Genomic DNA, 20,016 nt, shown 5'->3' with positions numbered 1-20,016 from the left:
CCATGAGATACGTCGACGGCGCTGTGATGTTCCTCAGTCTGTGGCTGCTGGCATCGATGGTCCTCGACGCCGTGACGCCGCCCGAGCTGAACTTCTACATGATCGGCCCGATCATTGCGCCGGCCGCGATCATCACCGGCTTCCTGTACTGGCTTCGCATCCCCTCCCGCGACTTCGTGCTGGCGTCCGCAGCTATCTGGATGGTCTGCGAGATGACGATGGAGATGATCACCCCCAAGCCGCTGTCGCCGCTGCTGGCGGTTGCCGCCGTCGCGCCGCTGCTGGTGGCCGGGATCCTCCTGCACGTTCAGCACTGGCGCCAATCGAGCGGCCGGTCGCCACCGCCCGCTTCGGCGCCGACGACCAATCTGCCGGGCTCCTCCAACGCGATGCCGGGCCGGCGCCCGTTCTGAGCCGCGCCGGCAGTGGTGGATAGCGTGCAGCTGATCCTCCCGTTGTTCTACGGGACTGGTTGTTTACGAGGAAATCAGAAACCCCCTCTTAAGCTCCGCCGGTCCATCAGAAGCCGACACACAGCCGCGCGGGGACCATGCTCAACGAACTTCTCGTGATCGAAGATGCCGACGTTCATCTGTCGATCCTGCGCAAGATCGCCGTGCAGGCGGGCTTTGCGACGACCGGCGTGAACTCGGTCGACGGCGCGATGAACGTGCTGCGCCGGCGCAGCTTCGAATGCATCACGCTCGACCTGAATCTGGGCGAGCGCTCCGGCACGGAGGTGTTGCAGCTGTTGGCGGACATCAAATCCCGCACGCCGGTGCTGATCATCAGCGGCTCCGACGATCAGACCCGGGACGTCACGGTCCGCGCCGGCAAGATCCTCGGCCTCAACGTCTATCCGCCGTTCTCCAAGCCGGTCGACCTCGCCTTGCTCCGACAGACGCTGCGCCAGATCGCTGCCGATACCGACCGGCAGCGCCGCGTCAAAGCGAGCATTCGCTAGCCCGAACGCCCCCTCGTTTTCCCGCTTGATCCAGATCAAGGCGCCATACCTCTGCCGCTTGTTGGCTGCAGAGGGACGAGCGGAAACGAGATGCGATGACGGCAGCGAATTCAGCCAACGAAGCAGAAGCAGTTGTGATCGAAGCGACGCCCTATGAGCTCGTGGGCGGCGAGGCTGGCGTGCGCCGTCTGGCGGAGCGCTTTTACACCATCATGGACCAAGAGCCCGGCGCCAGCCGCATCCGGGCGATGCACGACGCCGATCTTGGTCCGATCAAGCAGTTGCTGTTCGAATTTCTCAGCGGATGGCTCGGCGGGCCGGCGCTCTATTTCGAGCGGGCCGAGCATCGCTGCATCATGTCGGCGCACCGTCCGTATCCGATCGGCGATGCCGAGCGCGACGAGTGGATGACATGCATGCGCCGCGCGATGTTCGATTGCGACATCACCGGCGACATGTATGCACTGCTTGATCAAGCATTCCTGCGGATGGCGAACGCATTCCGGAGCCGCCAGGCGAGCTGACTGGAACTCCCATCAGTCCGACTTGGTGGCGGCCTCCCGCGCCAGACGCTCGGCCCTGAGCCGCTCGCGGTTGGCGTAAAAGGCCCGCTGGGCCGCCTCGTGATCGCGCATGGCCTGCTCGGCATCAGCCCTGCGGGTGGCGTCACGCGCCCGACGCTCTTCCGGCGTGAGGACGCGAGGCTGTCTGTCTGTGCTATCGTAAGGCATGGGCAGATAACGCCCAAGCGGCCGGGATGTTCCCAGCATACGATGGTTCAGTCCGACTTTCGTGGAAACAGCTGGTCGCGGATGTAGCGCGACGTCGGCGTCAGGCTGAGTCCGTAGGGCTTCTGCCACACCGCGCGGTCGATCTCCTTCTTGTCTCCGATCTCCAGGCGCCCTTTGGCATGCTTGGCGATGAAGATGGCGTCGCTCATCTTGCGACCCGAGCGCTTGTTCTTGGCGGTGACTTCCTTCCACAGCCGCAAGCGCCCGAGCTTGAGCTTCGGAAGCTCCTCCTTGATCTCGCGCTTCAGGCAATCCTTCGCCGTTTCCTGCGCGCGTTTGCGGCCGCCCGGAAACATCCAGCGTCCATCGGCCCGGCGCCGGACCAGGAGAACCCTTCCGCCCTTGGCGGCAACCAGCTTGGACGCCTTGGTCATGGCCCCGAAGCTCTCACCTCTCGAACAATGAAGCGGAGTCTATCAAGATTCGCTCCCACTCCTGCTCCGGAGCTTTGCGGAGATTCGGCCAGGACCGCGCGTCCGCCGGGCAGGCTCGACCGCAGCGCTCCCCGTCGGCAGTGGCTCAGTAGCAGGAGCGCGGATCGACCGCGACATACTCTCCCGACGGATAGCGATAGTAGCAATTGCCCTGCGACAGATAATAGCCTGGTCGCGCCGCAGCCGTCGCGCCGGCGATAGCGCCGGTGGCACCACCGAGCACGGCGCCCGCAGCGGCACCGCCCGCCTTGCCGGTGAGGATGCCGCCGAGCACCCCGCCGATGATCGCGCCCCCGAGCGCGCTGGCGCCCGGATCGACTTCGGCCGGAGGCGGCGGCGCCGGTTCGTAGGCGACCGGCGGGGGCGCCTCGTAGGCCGCCGACGGTGCATAGACCACATCGTCAGCATAGTCCTCCGACACGTAGGTCGGCGGCCCTTCCATGGGCTCGGGATAATAGTACCAGACGCCACCGACGTCCCACCACCAGCCCGGACGGCCGTTGTGAACCTCGTGCCGCCAGCGGCCACCTTCCCAGCCGATCCGGCCGCGATAAGGCTGCCCACCATAGTCGCGCACGGCGACCCTGCCGTGCGCATAACGCGCATCCGGTCCCGGCCCGATCGCCGCCGGACCCGGGCCTGCGGCGTAGCCATGGCTGGCTCCCGGCGGACGTCCCTGGGGGGCAACGGCAGCCCGCGGCGGTGCGGCCGGCTGTGCTCCCTGCGGCTGGCCGGCCATGGGGCCGGCTTGCCGCGGAATCGGGACATGGGGCTGGCCGCCCGGTTGCCCACCCTGGGCTGGCGCTTGGCGGATGACACCCGGCGAGCGGGCCTGGGGCGAATGCCCAGCGCCAGGACCAGCCTGGTCCTGGGTTTGCGCCCCGGCTTGGGCGGGGATCGCGACCGCGGTCAGGATTGCGATCGCGGGCAGCCACCGTGTGCTCTGGTTGGACAACGTCATTCTCCCCTACCCCTTTGATCGCCCGCCGTCTGCGTTGGTTGCCGCACAGGGCGGGGTGCGATGCGGACTGATGACTCCGGCTCGCCGGCTTCCGCGTGTACGGTCCGGACACACCATAATTTGCGCGACAAACGGGTAAAATCCCGACTATTTTGCGGCCAAGTCAGCCTGCCGCGTCAGGTTAACCGAGACGCACGCTGATTCGCCGCTCCGATCGTGCAACCTCGCTTGCGCGGTCTTGCCGGTCCGGTTCGAGCTGATCGGCGGTCACCGGTCGGGCACGATCACGTTGCAGTTGGTTCGTCCCGACATCAGACAATCCTGCATCCGGCTTGCGGAGGTCAGGCTGCGGGCCAACCACAAGCCGAAGGCCACCACGACCGCCGCGAACACGAGTCCCGCCACGGCGCCGCGTCGCCCGTTATCCGGCCCCTGCGTACTCATCGGTGCCCTAGGCGGCCCGCAGGCCAGCGGCCTCACCGTGCGGTTGCTGCTGCTGGCGCGATGCCGGCGAGATCGACTCGATCCGCGTGCAGCTCGTCACCCAGAACAGCTGCCCGCATTCCCATTCGGAACCCAGCACACCGGCCGAAACGGGCCTCGGGCGGGCGAGGACCGCGGTCATCACGCATGCGCTGACCACGAGAGCGACGAGCGCGAGGCCGAGCGCCATGCGCCCACGGCGAACAGAGGTCATGCCGGTCAACTCCGTTGGATGTCGCACCCGGGCGGTGCGCTGGTGCCGCGAGGCGTGAACCGACTCACAGCCCGCCGACCTGCGTCAGCCACGGGGCTGCTTACATAGCCTCCGGCGAACGCCATGCAAGCGCCGGGCAGGTCGGATGTGGAGGAGCGGCGATAAAGCATTTGTCATCGACGCATGCGATCCTATACACACGGGCTCGCGTCGGCCTCCGCTCGTGTTCACGACATCGTGGAAGAATTGCCTGGCGGCGCGTGCAGCCCCTGACCGAACACCCAACTAGCGAAGTGACGACGTCTCCATGAGAGGATTCAAGGAACCTGGATTTGCCGATCGGCAGAAGGCCGCACAGCAGGCCCGCCAGAGCATCGTGCAGAAGTTCAAATCGCAGCCGGGACCGGACGATCCCGAAGTCGTGAAGCGACGGCAGGAGCGCGAAGCCGCCGCCGCCCGCCGCGAGCAGCAGCGATTGGAGCGCGAGGCCGCCAAGGCCGAGCAGAAGCGTCTCGAGGAAGAGGCCAAGGCCGCCGAGAGTGCCCGGCTTGCGCGCGAGGCGGAAGAACAAGCCGCCCGCCTGGCCGAGATGGAAGCCGAGCAGAAGGCGAAGCGCGATGCGCGCTATGCCGCGCGCAAGGCCCGTGGAAAGAAGAAGTAAGCAGCGACGCTGCCACCACGAGACCTGCGTGTCGTCGCAGCCGGCATCGCTGCGATTCCTCATTCATCGGCGATGGGACTGATACGGTCGTCCCATCGCACGATGACGTGCGAAACGCGTCAGTTCTTCTTCATCATGCCGTCGTCCTTCTTCATCCCGTCCTTGGACATGGCATCGTCCTTCTTCACGGCGTCCTTCGCCATCGAGTCCTTCTTCATGCCGTCGTGGGACATCGCGCCCTTTTTCATCCCATCGTCCTTGCTCATCTTGTCCTCCGCGAATGCCGCCGGCGCGACGGCCACGTTGAACGCGAGTGCGGCAGCGGAGATTCCGAGGATGAGGCGGCTACGATTGGTCATGATGATCGCTCCTTCGTATGACGGGTTCGACGGCGACGGACGCGCCGTTCTTGGACATCGACGTTCCGATGAAGGCGATTGTTACGAGCGCGGACGAGAATCTTTGTTCGATCAAATTTGACTCGAATGCGCCCTCTTCTGGAATCAACGACACAATTTTGCCCGGCAAAACCATGTTAGTACAACCAGCGCAAGGGATTCACAGGCCGGCACGTGCGCCGCAGCATTATGTCGCTTCCCATGCATTTGGCCTCGAACGAACTGTCTAGTTCGGCTAGAGGTAAGTCCGGTAAATTGGCTGGTATAGGTCACGCCAACGAACCGGGGTCGGGAACCCAACCAGAAGTTGTCCAGGGGAAATCTCATGCTATCACGCCGTCATGTCATCGCATCCGCGCTCGCTGCGCCGGCCATTCTGCGTTTTGGAACCGGTACGGCCCACGCGGCAACGACGCTGAAGATCTCCCACCAGTTTCCCGGCGGCACCATCGACAAGGGCGATTTCCGCGACCGGCTCTGCCGGGTGTTCTCGGAGGAGGTTGCGAAGCGCTCCGGCGGCGAGATCGCGACCGAGATCTATCCGAACTCCTCGCTCATCAAGACCGTCGCGCAGTTCTCCGCCATGCGGAAGGGCGCGCTCGACATCAGCCTCTATCCGATGCCCTATGCTGGCGGCGAAGTTCCCGAGACCAACATCGCGCTGATGCCGGGTCTGGTCACGACCTACGACCAGGGCATGCGCTGGAAGAACGAGCCGGTCGGCAAGACGCTGAGCGATTTTCTGGCCGACAAGGGCATCATCCTGCTGACCTGGGTCTGGCAGGCGGGCGGAGTCGCCAGCCGATCGCGGCCGCTGGTGACACCCGACGATGCCAAGGGCATGAAGGTGCGCGGCGGCTCGCGCGAGATGGACATGGTGCTGCAGACCGCCGGCGCCTCGGTGCTGTCGGTTCCATCGAACGAAATCTACACCGCGATGCAGACCGGTGCCTGCGATGCCGGCATCACCTCGTCGACCAGCCTGATCTCGTTCCGCCTGGAAGAAGTGTCGAAGGCCCTCACCTCCGGAGCCAAGGCGTCGTACTGGTTCATGCTCGAGCCGCTGATGATGTCCAAGGCCTCGTTCGACAGGCTGCCGAAGAACCAGCAGGACATCCTCCTCGCGGTTGGCGCGGAGATGGAGGCGTTCGGGCGCAAGGGCGCGCAGGACGACGACATCGAAGTTGCAAAAGTCTACGAAAAGGCGGGCGCCAAGGTTGTGGAACTCGATGTCGGGACCGTCAACAAATGGCGCGACATTGCCCGTGACACGGCCTGGAAGGACTATGGCGGCAAGTCTGCGAACTGCGCCAAGCTCCTCAAGCTCGCCTCCGACGTCGCGGCCTGATTGATGCACGCGCCCGTTATCGATACCGAGGCCACGACAGCCATCGGCGCCAGCGGACCGCTGGCGCCGCTCCAGCGTGTTGTCTCGCTACTCAATCGCATCATCGTCGTTCTGGCTGCGTTTGCACTGGTCGCGGCCTGCGTCATCCTGAGCTACAGCGTGGCGGGCCGTGCACTGTTCAAGGCCGCCAACTACTGGCAGGACGAAGCCGCCGTATTCTTGCTCGTCGGCGCCACCTTCATGACTGCGGCCTATGTGCAGGAGCATCGCGGCCACGTCAGCATCGAAGCCTTCGTTGGGTTGATGTCTCCGCTCGCCAACAAGATCAGGCTCTGGCTGGTCGACGTCGCGAGCTTCTTGTTTTGTGCCTTCTTCACCTGGAAATCCTGGACCCTGACACACGAGGCCTGGGTCGATGGCCAGGTCTCGAATTCGATGTGGTCGCCGCCGCTGGCGATTCCTTACGGCCTGATGGCCGCCGGGATGACCCTGCTGTGCCTGCAGATGCTGCTGCAGATCGTGGCCCCGCTGACCGGAGCGCGTCGATGAGCGTGTTCGGAATTGGGGTTGCCTACGGACTCTCGACCCTGTTTGCGATGTTCGCGGGCATGCCGATCGCGTTCGCGCTCGGCGCCGTCGCCGTCGTATTCATGGCCATCTACATGCCGGCCGCGTCGCTCGATACCGTCACGCAGAACGTCTACGAGGAGATGGCGTCGATCACGCTGCTGTCGATCCCGCTGTTCATCCTCAAGGGTGCCGCGATCGGCCGTTCCCGCGCCGGACAGGATCTCTACTCCGCGCTGCATGCCTGGCTGCATCGCGTGCCCGGCGGATTGGGCGTCGCCAACGTGTTCGCCTGCGCGCTGTTCGCGGCGATGGCGGGATCGTCGCCCGCGACCTGCTCGGCGATCGGCTCGGCCGGCATTCCCGAGATGCGCAAGCGCGGCTATTCCGGCGGCTTCGCAGCCGGCATCATCGCCGCCGGCGGCACGCTCGGCATCCTGCTGCCGCCGTCGATCACGATGATCCTGTTCGCGATCGCCGCGGAGAAATCGCTGGGACGGCTGTTCCTGGCCGGCATCGGCCCCGGATTGCTGCTGGTCACGCTGTTCGGCGTCTATGCCGTGGTGCGCTTCCGCCAGGAATACGCGCGCGCAAAAACGGTCTATGAGAAGTCGGGCACCTGGTCGGACATCCTGATCAAGGACGAATACACGATGGCGCAGCGCTTCTCCGTGCTGCCCCGCGTGATCCCGTTCGTGCTGCTGCTGACCGGCGTCATGGTTGCGCTCTATGGCGGGCTGGCCACGCCGTCGGAGACGGCAGGTCTCGGCGGCATCCTGGCGCTGGTGCTGATTGCGATCATCTACCGAGTCTGGAGCCCGACCGACCTCGCGCCGATCATGAAGGCGACGCTGCGCGAGTCGACCATGCTGATGCTGATCATCGGCATGTCGCTCTTGTACTCCTACGTGATGAGCTACCTGCACATCTCGCAGTCGGTGGCGGAATACATCGTCGCGATGCATCTGCCGCGCTGGGAGCTGCTCGCCGCGATCCTGCTGATGGTGGTCGTGCTCGGCTTCTTCCTGCCGCCGGTGTCGATCATCCTGATGACGGCGCCGATCATCCTGCCGCCGCTGCGCGCGGCGAACTTCGACATCATCTGGTTCGGCGTGGTGATGACGATCGTCATGGAGATGGGCCTGATCCATCCGCCGGTGGGTCTCAACATCTTCGTCATCAGAAACGTCGCGCCGGACATCCCGCTGCGGGAGGTGATCTGGGGCACGCTGCCGTTCGTGCTGCTGATGATGGCCGCCGTGCTGCTGCTCTGCTTCGTGCCGCAGATCTCGACGGCGCTGCCGGATCTCGTGATGGGGCCGGATCTGAGCCGCTGACACGGCGGCGAATGGCGAATAGGGAGTGGCGAATAGGGAATACGGCGATTCTGCCTTTCCCCGATTCGCTATTCCCTACTCGCTGTTCGTCCCTTCAGCCATTCGCTGCTCGCCTGTTCTTCGCATTCAGTGCCGCTGCAACACGGCTGACCGGTGGCCGGCCGAGCAGCCGGCTGATTTCGTTGGTGGCGGCCAGCAGTTTCGTCATGTCGACGCCGGTGCGGATGCCCATGCCTTCGAGCATGTAGACGACGTCCTCGGTCGCGACGTTGCCGGTCGCGCCCGGCGCGAATGGGCAGCCGCCGAGGCCGCCGGCCGCGGCATCGATGACGCGGACGCCCTCCTCCATGCCCGCATAGAGATTGGCCAGCGCCTGGCCGTAGGTGTCGTGGAAATGCATCGCCAGATGCGTCACCGGCACGTCGTCGCAGACAGCGCGCAGCATCTGCCTGGCCTTGAGCGGCGTGCCGACGCCGATCGTATCGCCCAGCGATATCTCGTAGCAGCCGAGGTCCCACAGCGCCTTGGCGACATCGGCGACGGCCTGCGGCCTGATCTCGCCTTCATAGGGGCAACCCAGCGCGCAGGAGACGTAGCCGCGCACCCGGATGCCGTCGGCCTTGGCGTGGGCGATCACCGGCTTGAAGCGCTCCAGCGACTCTTCGATCGAGCAATTGATGTTGGCGCGGGAGAAGCTCTCGGAGGCCGCGGTGAAGACCGAGATCACCTTGGCGCCCGCGGCGCGCGCCGCCTCATAGCCCTTCACGTTCGGCACCAGCACGTGGAATTCGCCGGGCAACGCGGCGACGCTGCGCATCACCTCGTCCGATCCCACCATCTGCGGGATTGCCTTGGGCGAGACGAAGGCGCCGACCTCGACCGTGGTCAGCCCTGCGTCCACCAGCGCACGGACAAAGGCGATGCGATCGGCCACGCTGATCGGCATCTTCTCGTTCTGCAGGCCGTCCCGCGGGCCCATTTCGATGATGCGCACGCTTTCGCTCATGCCGACCTCTTCGGGTTCGAGGATCAGGCGGACGGTTCGAGGTCCGCCAGTTCGACGCCTTCCTGCACGATGTCGCCGACCTTGCACTTGATCGCCTTGAGCCGGCCTGCGAACGGCGCCCGCAGGGTCTGCTCCATCTTCATGACTTCGAGCGTCAGGATCGCCGCGCCCTTCTCCAGGACCGCACCTTCCTGCGCGAGCAGCGCCACCACGGTCCCCGGCAACGGCGCCACGATCTTGTCCTCGCCGGCCTGCTCCTCGTCGTCGCCGCCGAACGGATCGATCCAATGCAGATCGAAACGGCCGTTGCGGGTTCGCAGGTACAGCTCGTGGCCCTCGATGACGGCCACCACATGGGATTTGACGCCGTCGCGCACAAGGTCGAAGCCGCCGTCGTCGGTCGGAAGTGCCGAGAACGAGGTCTCACGGCCCTCGATCGACAGGCGCTGCACGCCCGGACCATAGGCCAGCGTCACCGTCCGCGACTCCGCTCCGGCGCCCTGGCGGAACGAGAACATGCGCTGCCGCAGTCCCACCGGCATCCAACCGGATGCGCGCCACGGCGATCCCTGCTCCTTCACGACCACGGTCTGCTCGTCGATGAGAATGGCCGCGACGGCGGCACAGAGCTCGACGTCGCCGGCGACCGACCCTGACTGGGTCAGATGCGTTAGATGGCGCTCGATGAAACCGGTGTCGATCGCGTTCGCCACGACGTCGGGATGCGTCAGCAGCGCCGACAGGAACGGGATGTTGCTGACGATGCCGCGGACGTCGGTGTCCTCCAGGCCGCGGTTGAGCCGCTCGATCGCGACCTCGCGGGTCGGCGCCCAGGCAATCATCTTGGCGAGCATCGCGTCGTAATAGGGCGAGACCGCATCGCCCTCGCGATAGCCGGCATCGATGCGCAGGCCGCCGGTTTCAGCAGGAAGCCGCCAGGTCTTGATCGTGCCGACTGAGGGCATGAAGTTCTTGGCGGGATTTTCCGCGTAGACGCGGGCCTCAATGGCATGACCATGCAACCGGATCTGGTCCTGCGTCAGCGGCAGCTCTTCGCCGAAGGCGACGCGCAACTGCCATTCGACGAGATCGACGCCGGTGATCAACTCGGTGACGGGATGCTCGACCTGCAGGCGTGTATTCATCTCGATGAAGAACACGTCGCGGCCGTCGGAGACGAACTCGATGGTGCCGGCGCCGACATAGTTCACCGCGCCCGCCGCGCGCCTCGCCGCCGCGCAGACCGTCTCCCGCTGCTCCGGCGTCAGCGTCGGCGACGGCGCCTCCTCGATCACCTTCTGATGCCGACGCTGCAAGGTGCATTCGCGCTCGAACAGCGACACCAGATTGCCGTGGCTGTCGCCGATGATCTGCACCTCGATGTGGCGCGGGTTCTGGACGAATTTCTCGATCAGCACACGGTCGTCGCCAAACGCCGCCTTGGCCTCGCGCTTGGCGCTGGTGACGGCATCAGCGAGATCGTCGGCTGCATTGACCACGCGCATGCCGCGGCCGCCGCCACCGGCGGAGGCCTTGATCAGCACGGGAAAGCCGATCCGCGCGGCTTCATTGGCGAGCGTCGCCTCGTCCTGCGCCTCGCCGTGATAGCCGGGCACCAGCGGCACGCCGGCCTGCTCCATCAGGAATTTGGAGCCGGACTTGGAGCCCATCGCGGTGATCATCGCGGCCGTCGGCCCGACGAACACCAGGCCCGCGTCGAGACAGGCCTGCGCGAACTCGGCGCTTTCGGACAGAAAGCCGTAACCGGGATGAACGGCCTCGGCACCGGTCTGCCTGGCGGCCTCGATCAGCCGCTCGATGTTGAGATAGGAATCGCGGGCACGCGCGGGGCCGAGCAGCACGGCTTCGTCGGCGAGCGCGACATGCAGCGCGTTGCGGTCGGCCTCCGAATAGACAGCGACGGTCTTCAACCCCATCGCGCGCGCCGTGCGGATGACGCGCACGGCGATCTCGCCGCGGTTGGCGATCAGGAGCTTGCGGAAACGGCGATACAATCCGGGACGAACCATGATCACATCCTGAACAGGCCGAACCTGGTCGGCTCGACCGGGGCATTGGCGGCGGCAGACAATCCGAGGCCAAGCACGAGGCGGGTATCGGCGGGATCGATCACGCCGTCGTCCCACAGCCGCGCCGTCGCGTAGTAAGGATTGCCCTGCGCCTCGTATTGCGCACGGATGGGGCTACGGAATTTCTCTTCCTCCTCCGTGGGCCAGCTCTCGCCCTTGGCCTCGATGCCATCGCGGCGGACCTGGCTCAGCACCATCGCCGCCTGCTCGCCGCCCATTACCGAGATGCGCGCATTCGGCCACATCCAGAGGAAGCGCGGCGCATAGGCGCGGCCGCACATGCCGTAGTTTCCGGCGCCATAGGAGCCGCCGATCACGACGGTAAACTTCGGCACCGCGGCGGTCGCGACCGCCGTGACCAGCTTGGCGCCGTCGCGTGCGATGCCCCCGGCCTCGTATTTCTTGCCGACCATGAAGCCGGTGATGTTCTGCAGGAACACCAGCGGGATGTTGCGCTGGCAGCACAGCTCGATGAAGTGCGCCCCCTTCAGCGAGCTCTCGCTGAACAGGATGCCGTTGTTGGCGATGATGCCGACCGGATGGCCCCAGATATGCGCGAAGCCGCACACCAGCGTCTGGCCGTAGAGCTTCTTGAACTCGTCGAACTCCGAGCCGTCGACCACCCGCGCGATGATGTCGCGCACGTCGAACGGCTTGCGGCCGTCGACCGGCACGACGCCGTAGATCTCTTCCGCCGCATAGCGCGGCTCGCGCACCTCGCGCATGTTCAGCGCGCTGCGTGCGCCCGGCGGCTTCAGCGTGCCGACGATGCGCCGCGCGATGCCGATCGCGTGCGCGTCGTTCTGCGCATAGTGGTCGGTGACGCCCGACTGCCGCGAATGCACGTCGGCGCCGCCCAGCTCCTCGGCGCTGACCACCTCGCCGGTTGCCGCCTTCACCAGCGGCGGGCCGCCCAGAAAAATTGTGCCCTGGTTGCGCACGATGATGCTCTCGTCCGACATCGCCGGCACATAGGCGCCGCCCGCCGTGCACGAGCCCATCACGATCGCGATCTGCGGAATGCCGGCCGCCGACATCTGCGCCTGGTTGTAGAAGATGCGGCCGAAATGCCGCTCGTCGGGGAAGATCTCATCCTGCAGCGGCAGGAACGCGCCACCCGAGTCGACCATGTAGACGCAGGGCAGATTGTTCTGCCGGGCGATGTCCTGGGCACGCAGATGCTTCTTCACCGTCATCGGGTAGTAGGTGCCGCCCTTGATGGTGGCGTCGTTGGCGACGACGACGCATTCGCGGCCGGCAATGCGGCCGATGCCGGTGACGATGCTGGCCGAGTGGACGTCGCCGCCATAGAGCCCATGTGCGGCCAATGGCGACAGTTCGAGGAACGCCGTTCCGGGGTCGAGCAGCAGGTCGACGCGCTGGCGCGCCAGCATCTTGCCGCGCGACAGGTGCCGGTTGCGTGAGGCTTCGCCGCCGCCCTCGGCGACCTGCGCCAGCTTCATCCTGAGGTCGGTGACCAGCGCGCGCATGGCGTCGGCATTACGGGCGAAATCGGAGGACGATGGATCGATCGTGGAATGAAGCATCATGACCGGCGTCTTCGTTGCGAGGCTGGAGGGGGAAGCCGTGGGAGCACGCGTCAGAGCGGTCGCGGCCGTCCAGGCCGCTGCGAGCCCGGGTGTACCATCTTTGCCCGCATGCTGTCCTCCCTGCCCGCCGGCGGCCCGGTTTGCGGCCATCCGTCCTTCTCGAATTAAACGATCATACGTTTTTAAATTCTATTCTCAAGCGGATTGTTGTAGGGTCCGGGGCGGGCAGCATTTGCTTGAGACCACGGAATTTTCAGACTTCACTACGGGACCCCCTACCGTGGCGGATCCGCCGCGATCGGCACCGGGACGGTCCAGCGAGGACGAGATGGCGCGCACGATCGGGTCACATGGTCCGACGACGATGGAGGCGATCCGCAAGGCCGGCCTGCGGCTGATCTTCCAGCATGGCTATGAGGCCATGAGCCTGCGCCAGCTCGCCGCCGAGGTCGGCATCCAGCCAGGCTCGCTCTACAATCACATCAGCACCAAACAGGAGCTGCTGGCGGAGCTGATCCAGGACCACATCAACGACCTCCTGCGCGAGCTCGAACAGGCGCTGCGCGACACCCAGGGTCCGGTCGAACGTCTCAGGGCGTTCGTCGCCTTCCACGTCGGCTATCACATGACCCGAAAGCGCGAGGTCTTCATCGCCAACTCGGAGCTGCGCAGTCTCGAGCCCCGCAACTATGAGGCGGTGGTAGCGCTGCGCGGCGCCTATGAGCGCCGGCTGGCCGACATCCTCAGCGACGGTGTGGCGCAAGGCGTGTTCGACGTCGACGACATCCAGGTCGCGACCTTTGCCATCATCGCGCTCTTGACCGGGCTGTGCAGCTGGTACCGTCCGGGCGGCCGGCTCAGCAAGGAGACGATCATCGCGGCCCATGAGAAGCTCGTCCTCTCCGGCGTCATGCCGCGCACCGCCGGGCCTGCGCAGGCCGGCGGCGGCCGGCCTGATCACCCGATCGGCTGAACGGGCCGCGCCGATGGCTGGCAGCCCGGAGCTCGACGCGATCGATCACAGGATCCTGGCGGAGCTCCAGGCCGACGGCCGGATCCGCATCAACGAGCTCGCCGGCCGGGTGGGGATCTCGCATCCGAACTGCCTGCGCCGCGTGCGGACGCTGCGCAACAGCGGCGTGATCAAGTCCATCCGCGCCAGCATCGACGAGCGGTCGCTGGGCTATGAGGTCGTAGCGTTCGTGTCGATTCAGCTCGACAGCCAGCACCAGACGGCGCTGGAGGCGTTCGAGGCCGCGATCGTGCCGTTGCCCTGGGTCCAGCAATGCTGGCGGCTGTCGGGAGATGCGGATTTTCTGCTGAAATGCGTGTCGACCGGAGTCGAAGGCATGAGCCGCCAGCTCCGCCAGTTCGCTGCCCTGCCCGGCGTCCGGGCCATCAGGAGCTTCCCGGTGCTTGGCCTGTCCAAGGACGCGCCGCTGCCCATCCCCGGCGGGCTGCTGAACGGATGATGGCCGTGTCGGCCCCTCAATGCGTCCAGGGCTCGCCGCGGCGGAACGAGAAATTGTCGGCATAGGCGATCTGCCGCTTCACCGGCTCCTTCGGCTCGATCACCTCATAGGGAATGCCCTTGCGTTCGCAATAGGCGATCGCCTCGTCCTTGGTGTCGAAGCGCAAGGTGACCTGCTGCTTCATGTCCGAGGACGACGTCCAGCCCATCAGCGGCTCGACCGAACGCGGCTGCTCCGGCTCATAATCCAACTGCCAGTCCCGGGTCTTGGCCTTGCCCGATTGCATCGCGTTCTTGGCGGGCTTGAAAATGCGTGCGGTCATGGCTGGTAGAGCCCCTGGAAGCTGCGGTCGTCATGCGTTTGGCGGAAACGGCCGGGATGGGTTACAGGCAAGCTTCAGCACGGAACGGTGATTCCCATCCTGGACATGACCGTTTATCGTGCTCCGTATAGTCATTCTGCCGTCCCGTGACAATCTCGGTCGACTGCCACGGCGCCTCTGCCCCCCGACGTTTTCCATTCAAAACAGTGCGTTGAAGCGGCCATGAAAATCAATGCCACGCTGCCCGAGCGAGGGCGCGACCTTCGGCTCGACCTGTTTCGCGGAATCGCCAACTGGGCGATCTTTCTCGATCACATCCCCGACAATGTGGTGAACTGGATCACCACGCGGAATTACGGCTTCAGCGACGCCGCCGACCTGTTCGTCTTCATCTCCGGCTATACCGCCTCGTTCGTCTATGCGCGCATGATGATCGACCGCGGCTTCATCGTCGGCGCCACCCGGCTGTTCAAGCGGGTGTGGCAGCTCTACGTCGCCCACATCGTGCTGTTCGTGATCTATATTGTGGCCATCAGCTATCTGGCGACGCGCTTCGGCGTCTCCGAGATCATCGACGAGTTCAACGTCGCGGGCCTCGTCGACCACGCCAGCGATACGCTGGCCCAGGGGCTGATCCTGAAGTTCAAGCCGGTCAATCTCGACGTGCTGCCGCTCTACATCGTGCTGATGGGCTTCTTCCCGCCGGTGCTGTGGATGATGCTGCGCCAGCCCGACCTGACCATGATCGCCTCGATCGTGCTCTGGCTCGTGGCGCGGCAGATGGGCTGGAATTTTGCGGCCTACCCGGCCGGCACCTGGTACTTCAATCCGTATTGCTGGCAGGTGCTGTTCGTGTTCGGCTCATGGTGCGCGCTCGGCGGCGCCCGCCGCTCGATGGGCATCATCACGGCGCCGGCTACGCTCTATTTCTGCATCGCCTATATGGTGCTCGCACTGGTCATGACGATGGCCGGCCGCTTCCCTGAGCTCGGATCGATGTTTCCGAACTGGCTCTATTCGGCCTTCAATCCCAACGACAAGACCAATCTCGCGCCGTACCGCTTCCTGCATTTCGTGGTGATCGTCATTTTGGTCATCCGTTTCGTGCCGAAGGAATGGCCGGGCCTGGAGTGGAAGGCGCTCGATCCCCTCGTCGTCTGCGGCCAACAGTCGCTGGCGGTGTTCTGCGTCGGCGTGTTCCTGTCCTTCATCGGCCACTTCACCCTGATGCTGAGCTCAGGTTCGCTGCTGGCGCAGATCCTCGTCAGCGCGGCGGGCATCGCGATCATGACCACCGTGGCCTACTACATCTCCTGGTCGAAGAGGCAGGACAAGCCGCTGCCGAAGCCGCCTGCGCCGAAGTAACCCCCGCACATCAGGGGCGCGGGGGTGGTTCCCGCGTCCGTTGACCTGCATCAAGCCGACCACGATCGGGCTCGCTAAGGTTTGCATCACAAAGGGTGCCGCCTTCCGCGGCGCGCGTTCCCTGGCGAACGCACAAGGCCGCCACGCGGCGATTTGCTGACAAGGACCAGAACATGCCGACTCATTTCCATGCCGTCGTGTGGCTCGATCACAGCGAGGCCAAGGTGTTCCATATCGGACTGACCGGTGCCGACGAGCTGACGCTGCATCCACACCTGCAGACCAAGCATCTGCACCACAAGGCCAACGAGATCGGCAGCGGCCACGCGGCGCCCGACAAGAATTTCCTCGAGGAGGTCGCGCACGCGCTCGATGACGCCGGCGAGATCCTGATCATCGGCCCGTCCAGCGCCAAGACCGAGCTTGCCAAGTACCTGCACGAGAAGCATCCTGCGGTCGGAAAGCGCATCGTCGGCGTCGAAGCTGCCGATCACCCGACCGATCGCCAGATCGTCGCCTATGCCAAACAGCACTTCAAGATGGCTCCGCCCCGCGTGGCGACTGGCACTGCGGGCTAAGTATAGCCTTTCTCCCGTCGCAGGGTCCGTTCGATCATGGACATGCTGACGCCGGACCAATCCAATGCCATTGCTGCCACGCCGGCCATCGATCGCGGCCGGCGTCGTTTTCCGTGGCGCGGCCTGCTCTCGATCATCCTGCTGTTCGGCGCACTGGCTGGGTTTGCCGTATGGTGGATGCGTGGACCGCTCATCGCGACCGCCCGCATCACTCGCGGCACGGCGGCCGAGATCGTCTATGCAACCGGCGCGGTGGAGCCGGAGACGTGGTCGCGGAGCACGCCGCTGGTTCGCGGCCGCATCGTCGAGCGCTGCCGCTGCGAGGGCAAGCTGGTCAAGGCCGGCGACGTGCTGGCGCGGCTCGACGACAAGGAGGCGCTGGCCACCTTGAACGATCTGCGCGCACAGGAGGAATTCCAGCGCCTCGAATTCGAGCGGCAGACGCAGCTACTGGCGCGCGGCGCGGCCACCTCGCAAGCGTACCAGCGCTCCGAAAGCGATCTCGCCCGCATCCGCGCCCAGATCGCGGCCCAGACCCAGCGCCTCGACTACTTCAAGCTGGTGGCGCCGATGGACGGCGTCGTCCTCAAGGAGGACGGCGAGGTCGGCGACATGGTCGATCCCGGCACCATCCTCTACCGCGTCGGCCTGGAGAAGCCGCTCTGGGTCGTCGCCGACGTCAACGAAGAGGACATCCCCCGTGTCCAGGTCGGCCAGAAGGCGCTGCTGCGCGCCGATGCGTTCGGCAACCAGGCGCTGCCCGGGACGGTGAAGCAGATCACGCCGGCGGGCGATCCCGTGGCGAAGACGTTCCGCGTGCGGATCGGCTTGCCCGACAACACGCCGCTGCGCGTCGGCATGAGCGTCGAGGCCAACATCGTCAGCCGCGAGACGGCCGACACGCTGCTCGCGCCGGCCAATGCCGTCGTCAACAACAGCCTCATGGTGATCGAAGGCGGCCGTGTGCATCGGCGCGCGGTGCGGATCGGCATCCGCGGCTCCGCGGCGGTCGAGATCCTCGACGGCGCCCGCGAAGGCGAGCTGGTCGCGGCGCCCGCGACCGCCGACATCAAGGACGGCGAGCGGATCCGCGTGATCGAGCCCGAGACGTCCGCGCCATGAGCCTCGTCCTGACCATCGCCTGGACCCATGTGCGCCATCGCGCCCGGCAGACGCTGGTCGCGATCGCCGGCGTCATGACCGGCGTGGCGTTTTCGGTGATGATGGCGGCGATGATGGAGGGCTCCCAGGACGACTTCATCCGCACGCTGGTCGACGCGCTGCCGCACATTTCGATCACCGACGAGCTGCGCCAGCCGACCCGCCAGCCGGCCGACCTGGTCTATGCGGCGGCCGAATTCCACCGGTTGACCCCGAACGTCCGCCGCCCCGGCATCAAGAACCCGATGGCCACCATTGCCTCGCTGCAGGGCTGGGTGCCGGGCGCGCTGACGGCGTCGGTGCAGTCAAAGGCCGTGCTGCGCTTCGCCGGCCGCAACCTGACGGTCGCGATCATCGGCATCGATCCGCGCACGGAGGGCCAAGTCTCGACGCTGCCGAGCCACATGCGGCAGGGCAATCTCAATTCGCTGTACCGGTCCTCGCACGCGATCCTGCTCGGCGACCGGCTCGCGGCCAAGATCGGCGCGCGGGTGAACTCCAACATCACGCTCGCCTCGGCCCAGGGCATCAGCATGAACGCGACCGTCGTCGGCACCTTCCATTCCGGCTTCCGCGGCACCGACGAGACCACCGGCTACGTGCTGCTGCGCACCGCGCAGATCCTGGAGCGCCAGACCGGGATCATCAACGAGATCCGCGTCCGCACCAACGATCCGATGCAGGCGCGCCTGATCAGCGAGCGCATCGGCGAGCAGACCGGCTACAAGGCGGTCTCCTGGCAGGAGGCGCAGGAGGATCTGCTGGCGGCGATCACGCTGCGCAACGTGCTGATGTACACCATCGTCGGCGCCATCCTGCTGGTCGCGAGCTTCGGCACCTACAACATCATCTCGACCATCACCCACGAGAAGACCCGCGACATCGCCATCCTCAAGTCGCTCGGCTTCCGCGACCGCACGGTCCGCGCCATCTTCATCGTCGAGGCGCTGTTCATCGGCCTCACCGGTGCCGCCCTCGGCTGGGCGCTCGGCTACCTGCTTACCCGCGGGCTCGCCTCGCTCGAGTTCAAGACGCCGTTTTCCGACTACAATCATCTGCCCGTGCTGTATTCGCTGAAGCACTATCTGCTCGCGGGCGCGGTCGCGCTGATCTCCAGCGCCGTCGCCGGCTACTTTCCGGCCCGGGCCGCGGCGCGGTTGCATCCGGTCGACATCATCCGGGGCGCGACGTGAGCCCGCCCCTGATCGAGGCGCGGCAAGTGACGAAGGTGCTGCCCGGCGAGGTGCCGGTGACGCTGGTGGCCGACATCGATCTCGTGATCCGTCCGCGCGAGCTCATCGCCATCACCGGACCGTCGGGCTCGGGAAAATCCTCCCTGCTCTACCTGCTTGGCCTGCTCGACCTGCCGAGCCAGGGCGACGTGCTGATCGACGGCCGCTCGACGACGGGCATGAACGAGGATGAGCGCGCCGAGGTGCGACTGTCGCGGCTCGGCTTCGTCTTCCAGTTTCATTTCCTGCTGCCGGAATTCTCGATCACCGAGAACGTCGCGCTGCCGATGCGCGCGCTGGCCCGGCTGTCGCCGCGCGCGGTCACCCAGCGCGCCGAGGAGCTGCTGGCGTCGCTCGGCCTCGCCGATCATCTGCGCAAGACGCCGGACAAATTGTCCGGCGGCCAGCGTCAGCGCGTTGCGGTGGCGCGCGCGCTCGCCAACGATCCGCCGGTGATCCTCGCCGATGAGCCGACCGGCAGCCTCGACACCGCCGCGACCGCGCAGGTGTTCGGCATCCTGCGCGATCTGGTCACGCTGCGCGGCAAGACCGTCGTCGCGGTCACGCACGATCTCAACCTCGCCGCTCAGATGCACCGGCGCGTGCACATCATCGACGGCCGCCTGGCGCAGGACGAGCTGGCGCGCTGATCGGCCCGCCGCGACCTCGGCACGGCCGACGCGCGAACGGCCTCCTGCGCCTGATTTGATTTAGCGCAAAGACGCGAGATTTCGATTCAGAGGATGCTGACGACCAGCGGATGTTCCTTCCCCGGATTCACCCGCACACTTCGGATGCTCCCGGGTTTTGCCGCTGCGGGAGCATCCGAATTTTTTTATCGGCCCAGCCGCGCTCGCGGTCGCTCGGCCGATTGACCGCTGGCGGCCTGGCCGAAATCTTTCTCGGCCTGGCCGAAATCTTTCTCGCTATCGTGAGTATCGCGCCAGCTATCAGGCCCCGCCTGAGAAAGCCGCGCCGCTGCGGAGATGGTCGGGGCAGCTAGATCCGAACACATCAAGATTTCTGTTGGTTTGCCTGATGGTTAGAACCATCGACCGATTTCTGCAGGTCGTTTTTGTGGG

The 20,016-nt window shown here is 65.7% G+C and carries 24 protein-coding genes; 14 read left to right on the top strand and 10 right to left on the bottom strand.

What is annotated here, in order from left to right:
• The first annotated feature begins 2 nt into the window (after nucleotides 1–2).
• The 3 genes from QX051_RS01190 to QX051_RS01180 all read left to right on the top strand — a co-directional run bounded on the left by QX051_RS01190 (nucleotide 3) and on the right by QX051_RS01180 (nucleotide 1,488).
• Entirely contained in the window at nucleotides 3–413 is a 411-nt protein-coding gene (locus tag QX051_RS01190) for a hypothetical protein (protein ID WP_315737883.1), read from the top strand.
• A gap of 137 nt (nucleotides 414–550) precedes the next feature.
• Nucleotides 551–964, top strand: coding sequence for a response regulator (locus tag QX051_RS01185; protein ID WP_315737882.1), 414 nt, complete (start codon nucleotides 551–553; stop codon nucleotides 962–964).
• 95 nt (nucleotides 965–1,059) lie between these two features.
• Nucleotides 1,060–1,488, top strand: coding sequence for a group II truncated hemoglobin (locus tag QX051_RS01180; protein ID WP_315737881.1), 429 nt, complete (start codon nucleotides 1,060–1,062; stop codon nucleotides 1,486–1,488).
• Nucleotides 1,489–1,500: 12 nt separating this feature from the next.
• On the opposite strand, the gene QX051_RS01175 is transcribed toward QX051_RS01180, so the two are convergent.
• From QX051_RS01175 to QX051_RS01155, 5 genes are all read right to left on the bottom strand, one after another.
• Nucleotides 1,501–1,695 carry a hypothetical protein gene (locus tag QX051_RS01175; protein ID WP_315737880.1) on the bottom strand — a complete coding sequence of 65 codons (195 nt, stop codon included), beginning with the start codon at nucleotides 1,693–1,695 and terminating at the stop codon, nucleotides 1,501–1,503.
• A 47-nt stretch (nucleotides 1,696–1,742) separates the two neighbouring features.
• Nucleotides 1,743–2,129 (bottom strand): NUDIX hydrolase, encoded by a 387-nt coding sequence (locus QX051_RS01170; protein WP_315712048.1) that lies wholly within the window; start codon nucleotides 2,127–2,129, stop codon nucleotides 1,743–1,745.
• 145 nt (nucleotides 2,130–2,274) lie between these two features.
• Nucleotides 2,275–3,150: a hypothetical protein gene (locus tag QX051_RS01165; protein WP_315797371.1), complete on the bottom strand. Its 876-nt coding sequence runs from the start codon at nucleotides 3,148–3,150 to the stop codon at nucleotides 2,275–2,277.
• A 267-nt stretch (nucleotides 3,151–3,417) separates the two neighbouring features.
• Entirely contained in the window at nucleotides 3,418–3,555 is a 138-nt protein-coding gene (locus QX051_RS01160; protein ID WP_315755519.1) for a hypothetical protein, read from the bottom strand.
• Between the two features lie 46 nt (nucleotides 3,556–3,601).
• On the bottom strand, nucleotides 3,602–3,847 hold the full coding sequence (locus QX051_RS01155; protein WP_315712050.1) for a hypothetical protein: 246 nt from the start codon (nucleotides 3,845–3,847) through the stop codon (nucleotides 3,602–3,604).
• Nucleotides 3,848–4,154: 307 nt separating this feature from the next.
• On the opposite strand from QX051_RS01155, the gene QX051_RS01150 reads away from it, so the two are divergent.
• Nucleotides 4,155–4,508, top strand: a complete 354-nt coding sequence (locus QX051_RS01150; RefSeq protein WP_315737878.1) for a DUF6481 family protein — start codon at nucleotides 4,155–4,157, stop codon at nucleotides 4,506–4,508.
• Between the two features lie 119 nt (nucleotides 4,509–4,627).
• Here the strand turns inward: QX051_RS01150 and QX051_RS01145 are convergent, their stop codons facing one another.
• On the bottom strand, nucleotides 4,628–4,867 hold the full coding sequence (locus QX051_RS01145) for a pentapeptide MXKDX repeat protein (RefSeq protein ID WP_315737877.1): 240 nt from the start codon (nucleotides 4,865–4,867) through the stop codon (nucleotides 4,628–4,630).
• A 364-nt stretch (nucleotides 4,868–5,231) separates the two neighbouring features.
• Between QX051_RS01145 and dctP the strand changes: the two genes are divergently transcribed.
• Genes dctP through QX051_RS01130 form a run of 3 tightly spaced genes read left to right on the top strand, consistent with a single transcriptional unit; the run spans nucleotide 5,232 to nucleotide 8,158 of the window.
• Nucleotides 5,232–6,254, top strand: coding sequence for a TRAP transporter substrate-binding protein DctP (gene dctP / locus QX051_RS01140; RefSeq protein ID WP_315774703.1), 1,023 nt, complete (start codon nucleotides 5,232–5,234; stop codon nucleotides 6,252–6,254).
• A 3-nt stretch (nucleotides 6,255–6,257) separates the two neighbouring features.
• On the top strand, nucleotides 6,258–6,803 hold the full coding sequence (locus QX051_RS01135) for a TRAP transporter small permease (RefSeq protein ID WP_315737875.1): 546 nt from the start codon (nucleotides 6,258–6,260) through the stop codon (nucleotides 6,801–6,803).
• Nucleotides 6,800–8,158, top strand: a complete 1,359-nt coding sequence (locus QX051_RS01130; RefSeq protein WP_315755523.1) for a TRAP transporter large permease — start codon at nucleotides 6,800–6,802, stop codon at nucleotides 8,156–8,158. Before QX051_RS01135 ends, QX051_RS01130 begins: the two co-directional genes overlap by 4 nt.
• Before the next feature lie 94 nt (nucleotides 8,159–8,252).
• On the opposite strand, the gene QX051_RS01125 is transcribed toward QX051_RS01130, so the two are convergent.
• From QX051_RS01125 to QX051_RS01115, 3 genes are read right to left on the bottom strand one after another with little or no spacing between them, the layout of a single operon-like run.
• The gene (locus QX051_RS01125) at nucleotides 8,253–9,164 is read right to left on the bottom strand and encodes a hydroxymethylglutaryl-CoA lyase (protein ID WP_315774702.1); all 912 of its coding nucleotides are present in this window, start codon (nucleotides 9,162–9,164) and stop codon (nucleotides 8,253–8,255) included.
• Nucleotides 9,165–9,187: 23 nt separating this feature from the next.
• Nucleotides 9,188–11,194, bottom strand: coding sequence for an acetyl/propionyl/methylcrotonyl-CoA carboxylase subunit alpha (locus tag QX051_RS01120; protein ID WP_315774701.1), 2,007 nt, complete (start codon nucleotides 11,192–11,194; stop codon nucleotides 9,188–9,190).
• 2 nt (nucleotides 11,195–11,196) lie between these two features.
• Nucleotides 11,197–12,804, bottom strand: a complete 1,608-nt coding sequence (locus tag QX051_RS01115; protein ID WP_315774700.1) for a carboxyl transferase domain-containing protein — start codon at nucleotides 12,802–12,804, stop codon at nucleotides 11,197–11,199.
• A gap of 328 nt (nucleotides 12,805–13,132) precedes the next feature.
• Here QX051_RS01115 and QX051_RS01110 point away from each other — a divergent pair, with 328 nt between their 5' ends.
• Together QX051_RS01110 and QX051_RS01105 are read left to right on the top strand one after the other, a co-directional pair.
• Nucleotides 13,133–13,777, top strand: a complete 645-nt coding sequence (locus QX051_RS01110; RefSeq protein WP_315774698.1) for a TetR/AcrR family transcriptional regulator — start codon at nucleotides 13,133–13,135, stop codon at nucleotides 13,775–13,777.
• Nucleotides 13,778–13,790: 13 nt separating this feature from the next.
• Entirely contained in the window at nucleotides 13,791–14,276 is a 486-nt protein-coding gene (locus tag QX051_RS01105) for an Lrp/AsnC family transcriptional regulator (protein WP_315774696.1), read from the top strand.
• Nucleotides 14,277–14,292: 16 nt separating this feature from the next.
• Here QX051_RS01105 and QX051_RS01100 read toward each other — a convergent pair whose 3' ends face one another.
• Entirely contained in the window at nucleotides 14,293–14,598 is a 306-nt protein-coding gene (locus QX051_RS01100; RefSeq protein WP_315737868.1) for an ETC complex I subunit, read from the bottom strand.
• Between the two features lie 222 nt (nucleotides 14,599–14,820).
• Between QX051_RS01100 and QX051_RS01095 the strand changes: the two genes are divergently transcribed.
• The 5 genes from QX051_RS01095 (at nucleotide 14,821) to QX051_RS01075 (ending at nucleotide 19,584) form a co-directional block, all read left to right on the top strand.
• Entirely contained in the window at nucleotides 14,821–15,963 is a 1,143-nt protein-coding gene (locus tag QX051_RS01095; protein ID WP_315774694.1) for an OpgC domain-containing protein, read from the top strand.
• A gap of 173 nt (nucleotides 15,964–16,136) precedes the next feature.
• Nucleotides 16,137–16,541 carry a translational machinery protein gene (locus QX051_RS01090; RefSeq protein ID WP_315774693.1) on the top strand — a complete coding sequence of 135 codons (405 nt, stop codon included), beginning with the start codon at nucleotides 16,137–16,139 and terminating at the stop codon, nucleotides 16,539–16,541.
• Between the two features lie 42 nt (nucleotides 16,542–16,583).
• Nucleotides 16,584–17,663: an efflux RND transporter periplasmic adaptor subunit gene (locus QX051_RS01085; RefSeq protein WP_315772151.1), complete on the top strand. Its 1,080-nt coding sequence runs from the start codon at nucleotides 16,584–16,586 to the stop codon at nucleotides 17,661–17,663.
• Nucleotides 17,660–18,895, top strand: coding sequence for an ABC transporter permease (locus tag QX051_RS01080; protein ID WP_315737864.1), 1,236 nt, complete (start codon nucleotides 17,660–17,662; stop codon nucleotides 18,893–18,895). The genes QX051_RS01085 and QX051_RS01080 overlap by 4 nt, the downstream gene beginning before the upstream one ends.
• Nucleotides 18,892–19,584 (top strand): ABC transporter ATP-binding protein, encoded by a 693-nt coding sequence (locus QX051_RS01075; RefSeq protein ID WP_315774692.1) that lies wholly within the window; start codon nucleotides 18,892–18,894, stop codon nucleotides 19,582–19,584. The genes QX051_RS01080 and QX051_RS01075 overlap by 4 nt, the downstream gene beginning before the upstream one ends.
• The last annotated feature ends 432 nt before the right edge of the window (nucleotides 19,585–20,016 follow it).

It is taken from the genome of Bradyrhizobium sp. SZCCHNR1053, from assembly GCF_032381235.1.
Taxonomy (GTDB): domain Bacteria; phylum Pseudomonadota; class Alphaproteobacteria; order Rhizobiales; family Xanthobacteraceae; genus Bradyrhizobium.
This window is presented reverse-complemented; position numbering and strand designations above follow the sequence as displayed.

Excerpts from the sequence above, each read along its gene's own strand:
- QX051_RS01190 (WP_315737883.1), top strand. The coding sequence starts at position 3 with ATGAGATACGTCGACGGCGCTGTGATGTTCCTCAGTCTGTGGCTGCTG.
- QX051_RS01185 (WP_315737882.1), top strand. The coding sequence starts at position 551 with ATGCTCAACGAACTTCTCGTGATCGAAGATGCCGACGTTCATCTGTCG.
- QX051_RS01180 (WP_315737881.1), top strand. The coding sequence starts at position 1,060 with ATGACGGCAGCGAATTCAGCCAACGAAGCAGAAGCAGTTGTGATCGAA.
- QX051_RS01175 (WP_315737880.1), bottom strand. The coding sequence starts at position 1,695 with ATGCCTTACGATAGCACAGACAGACAGCCTCGCGTCCTCACGCCGGAA.
- QX051_RS01170 (WP_315712048.1), bottom strand. The coding sequence starts at position 2,129 with ATGACCAAGGCGTCCAAGCTGGTTGCCGCCAAGGGCGGAAGGGTTCTC.
- QX051_RS01165 (WP_315797371.1), bottom strand. The coding sequence starts at position 3,150 with ATGACGTTGTCCAACCAGAGCACACGGTGGCTGCCCGCGATCGCAATC.
- QX051_RS01155 (WP_315712050.1), bottom strand. The coding sequence starts at position 3,847 with ATGACCTCTGTTCGCCGTGGGCGCATGGCGCTCGGCCTCGCGCTCGTC.
- QX051_RS01150 (WP_315737878.1), top strand. The coding sequence starts at position 4,155 with ATGAGAGGATTCAAGGAACCTGGATTTGCCGATCGGCAGAAGGCCGCA.
- QX051_RS01145 (WP_315737877.1), bottom strand. The coding sequence starts at position 4,867 with ATGACCAATCGTAGCCGCCTCATCCTCGGAATCTCCGCTGCCGCACTC.
- dctP (WP_315774703.1), top strand. The coding sequence starts at position 5,232 with ATGCTATCACGCCGTCATGTCATCGCATCCGCGCTCGCTGCGCCGGCC.
- QX051_RS01135 (WP_315737875.1), top strand. The coding sequence starts at position 6,258 with ATGCACGCGCCCGTTATCGATACCGAGGCCACGACAGCCATCGGCGCC.
- QX051_RS01130 (WP_315755523.1), top strand. The coding sequence starts at position 6,800 with ATGAGCGTGTTCGGAATTGGGGTTGCCTACGGACTCTCGACCCTGTTT.
- QX051_RS01125 (WP_315774702.1), bottom strand. The coding sequence starts at position 9,164 with ATGAGCGAAAGCGTGCGCATCATCGAAATGGGCCCGCGGGACGGCCTG.
- QX051_RS01120 (WP_315774701.1), bottom strand. The coding sequence starts at position 11,194 with ATGGTTCGTCCCGGATTGTATCGCCGTTTCCGCAAGCTCCTGATCGCC.
- QX051_RS01115 (WP_315774700.1), bottom strand. The coding sequence starts at position 12,804 with ATGATGCTTCATTCCACGATCGATCCATCGTCCTCCGATTTCGCCCGT.
- QX051_RS01110 (WP_315774698.1), top strand. The coding sequence starts at position 13,133 with ATGGCGCGCACGATCGGGTCACATGGTCCGACGACGATGGAGGCGATC.
- QX051_RS01105 (WP_315774696.1), top strand. The coding sequence starts at position 13,791 with ATGGCTGGCAGCCCGGAGCTCGACGCGATCGATCACAGGATCCTGGCG.
- QX051_RS01100 (WP_315737868.1), bottom strand. The coding sequence starts at position 14,598 with ATGACCGCACGCATTTTCAAGCCCGCCAAGAACGCGATGCAATCGGGC.
- QX051_RS01095 (WP_315774694.1), top strand. The coding sequence starts at position 14,821 with ATGAAAATCAATGCCACGCTGCCCGAGCGAGGGCGCGACCTTCGGCTC.
- QX051_RS01090 (WP_315774693.1), top strand. The coding sequence starts at position 16,137 with ATGCCGACTCATTTCCATGCCGTCGTGTGGCTCGATCACAGCGAGGCC.
- QX051_RS01085 (WP_315772151.1), top strand. The coding sequence starts at position 16,584 with ATGCTGACGCCGGACCAATCCAATGCCATTGCTGCCACGCCGGCCATC.
- QX051_RS01080 (WP_315737864.1), top strand. The coding sequence starts at position 17,660 with ATGAGCCTCGTCCTGACCATCGCCTGGACCCATGTGCGCCATCGCGCC.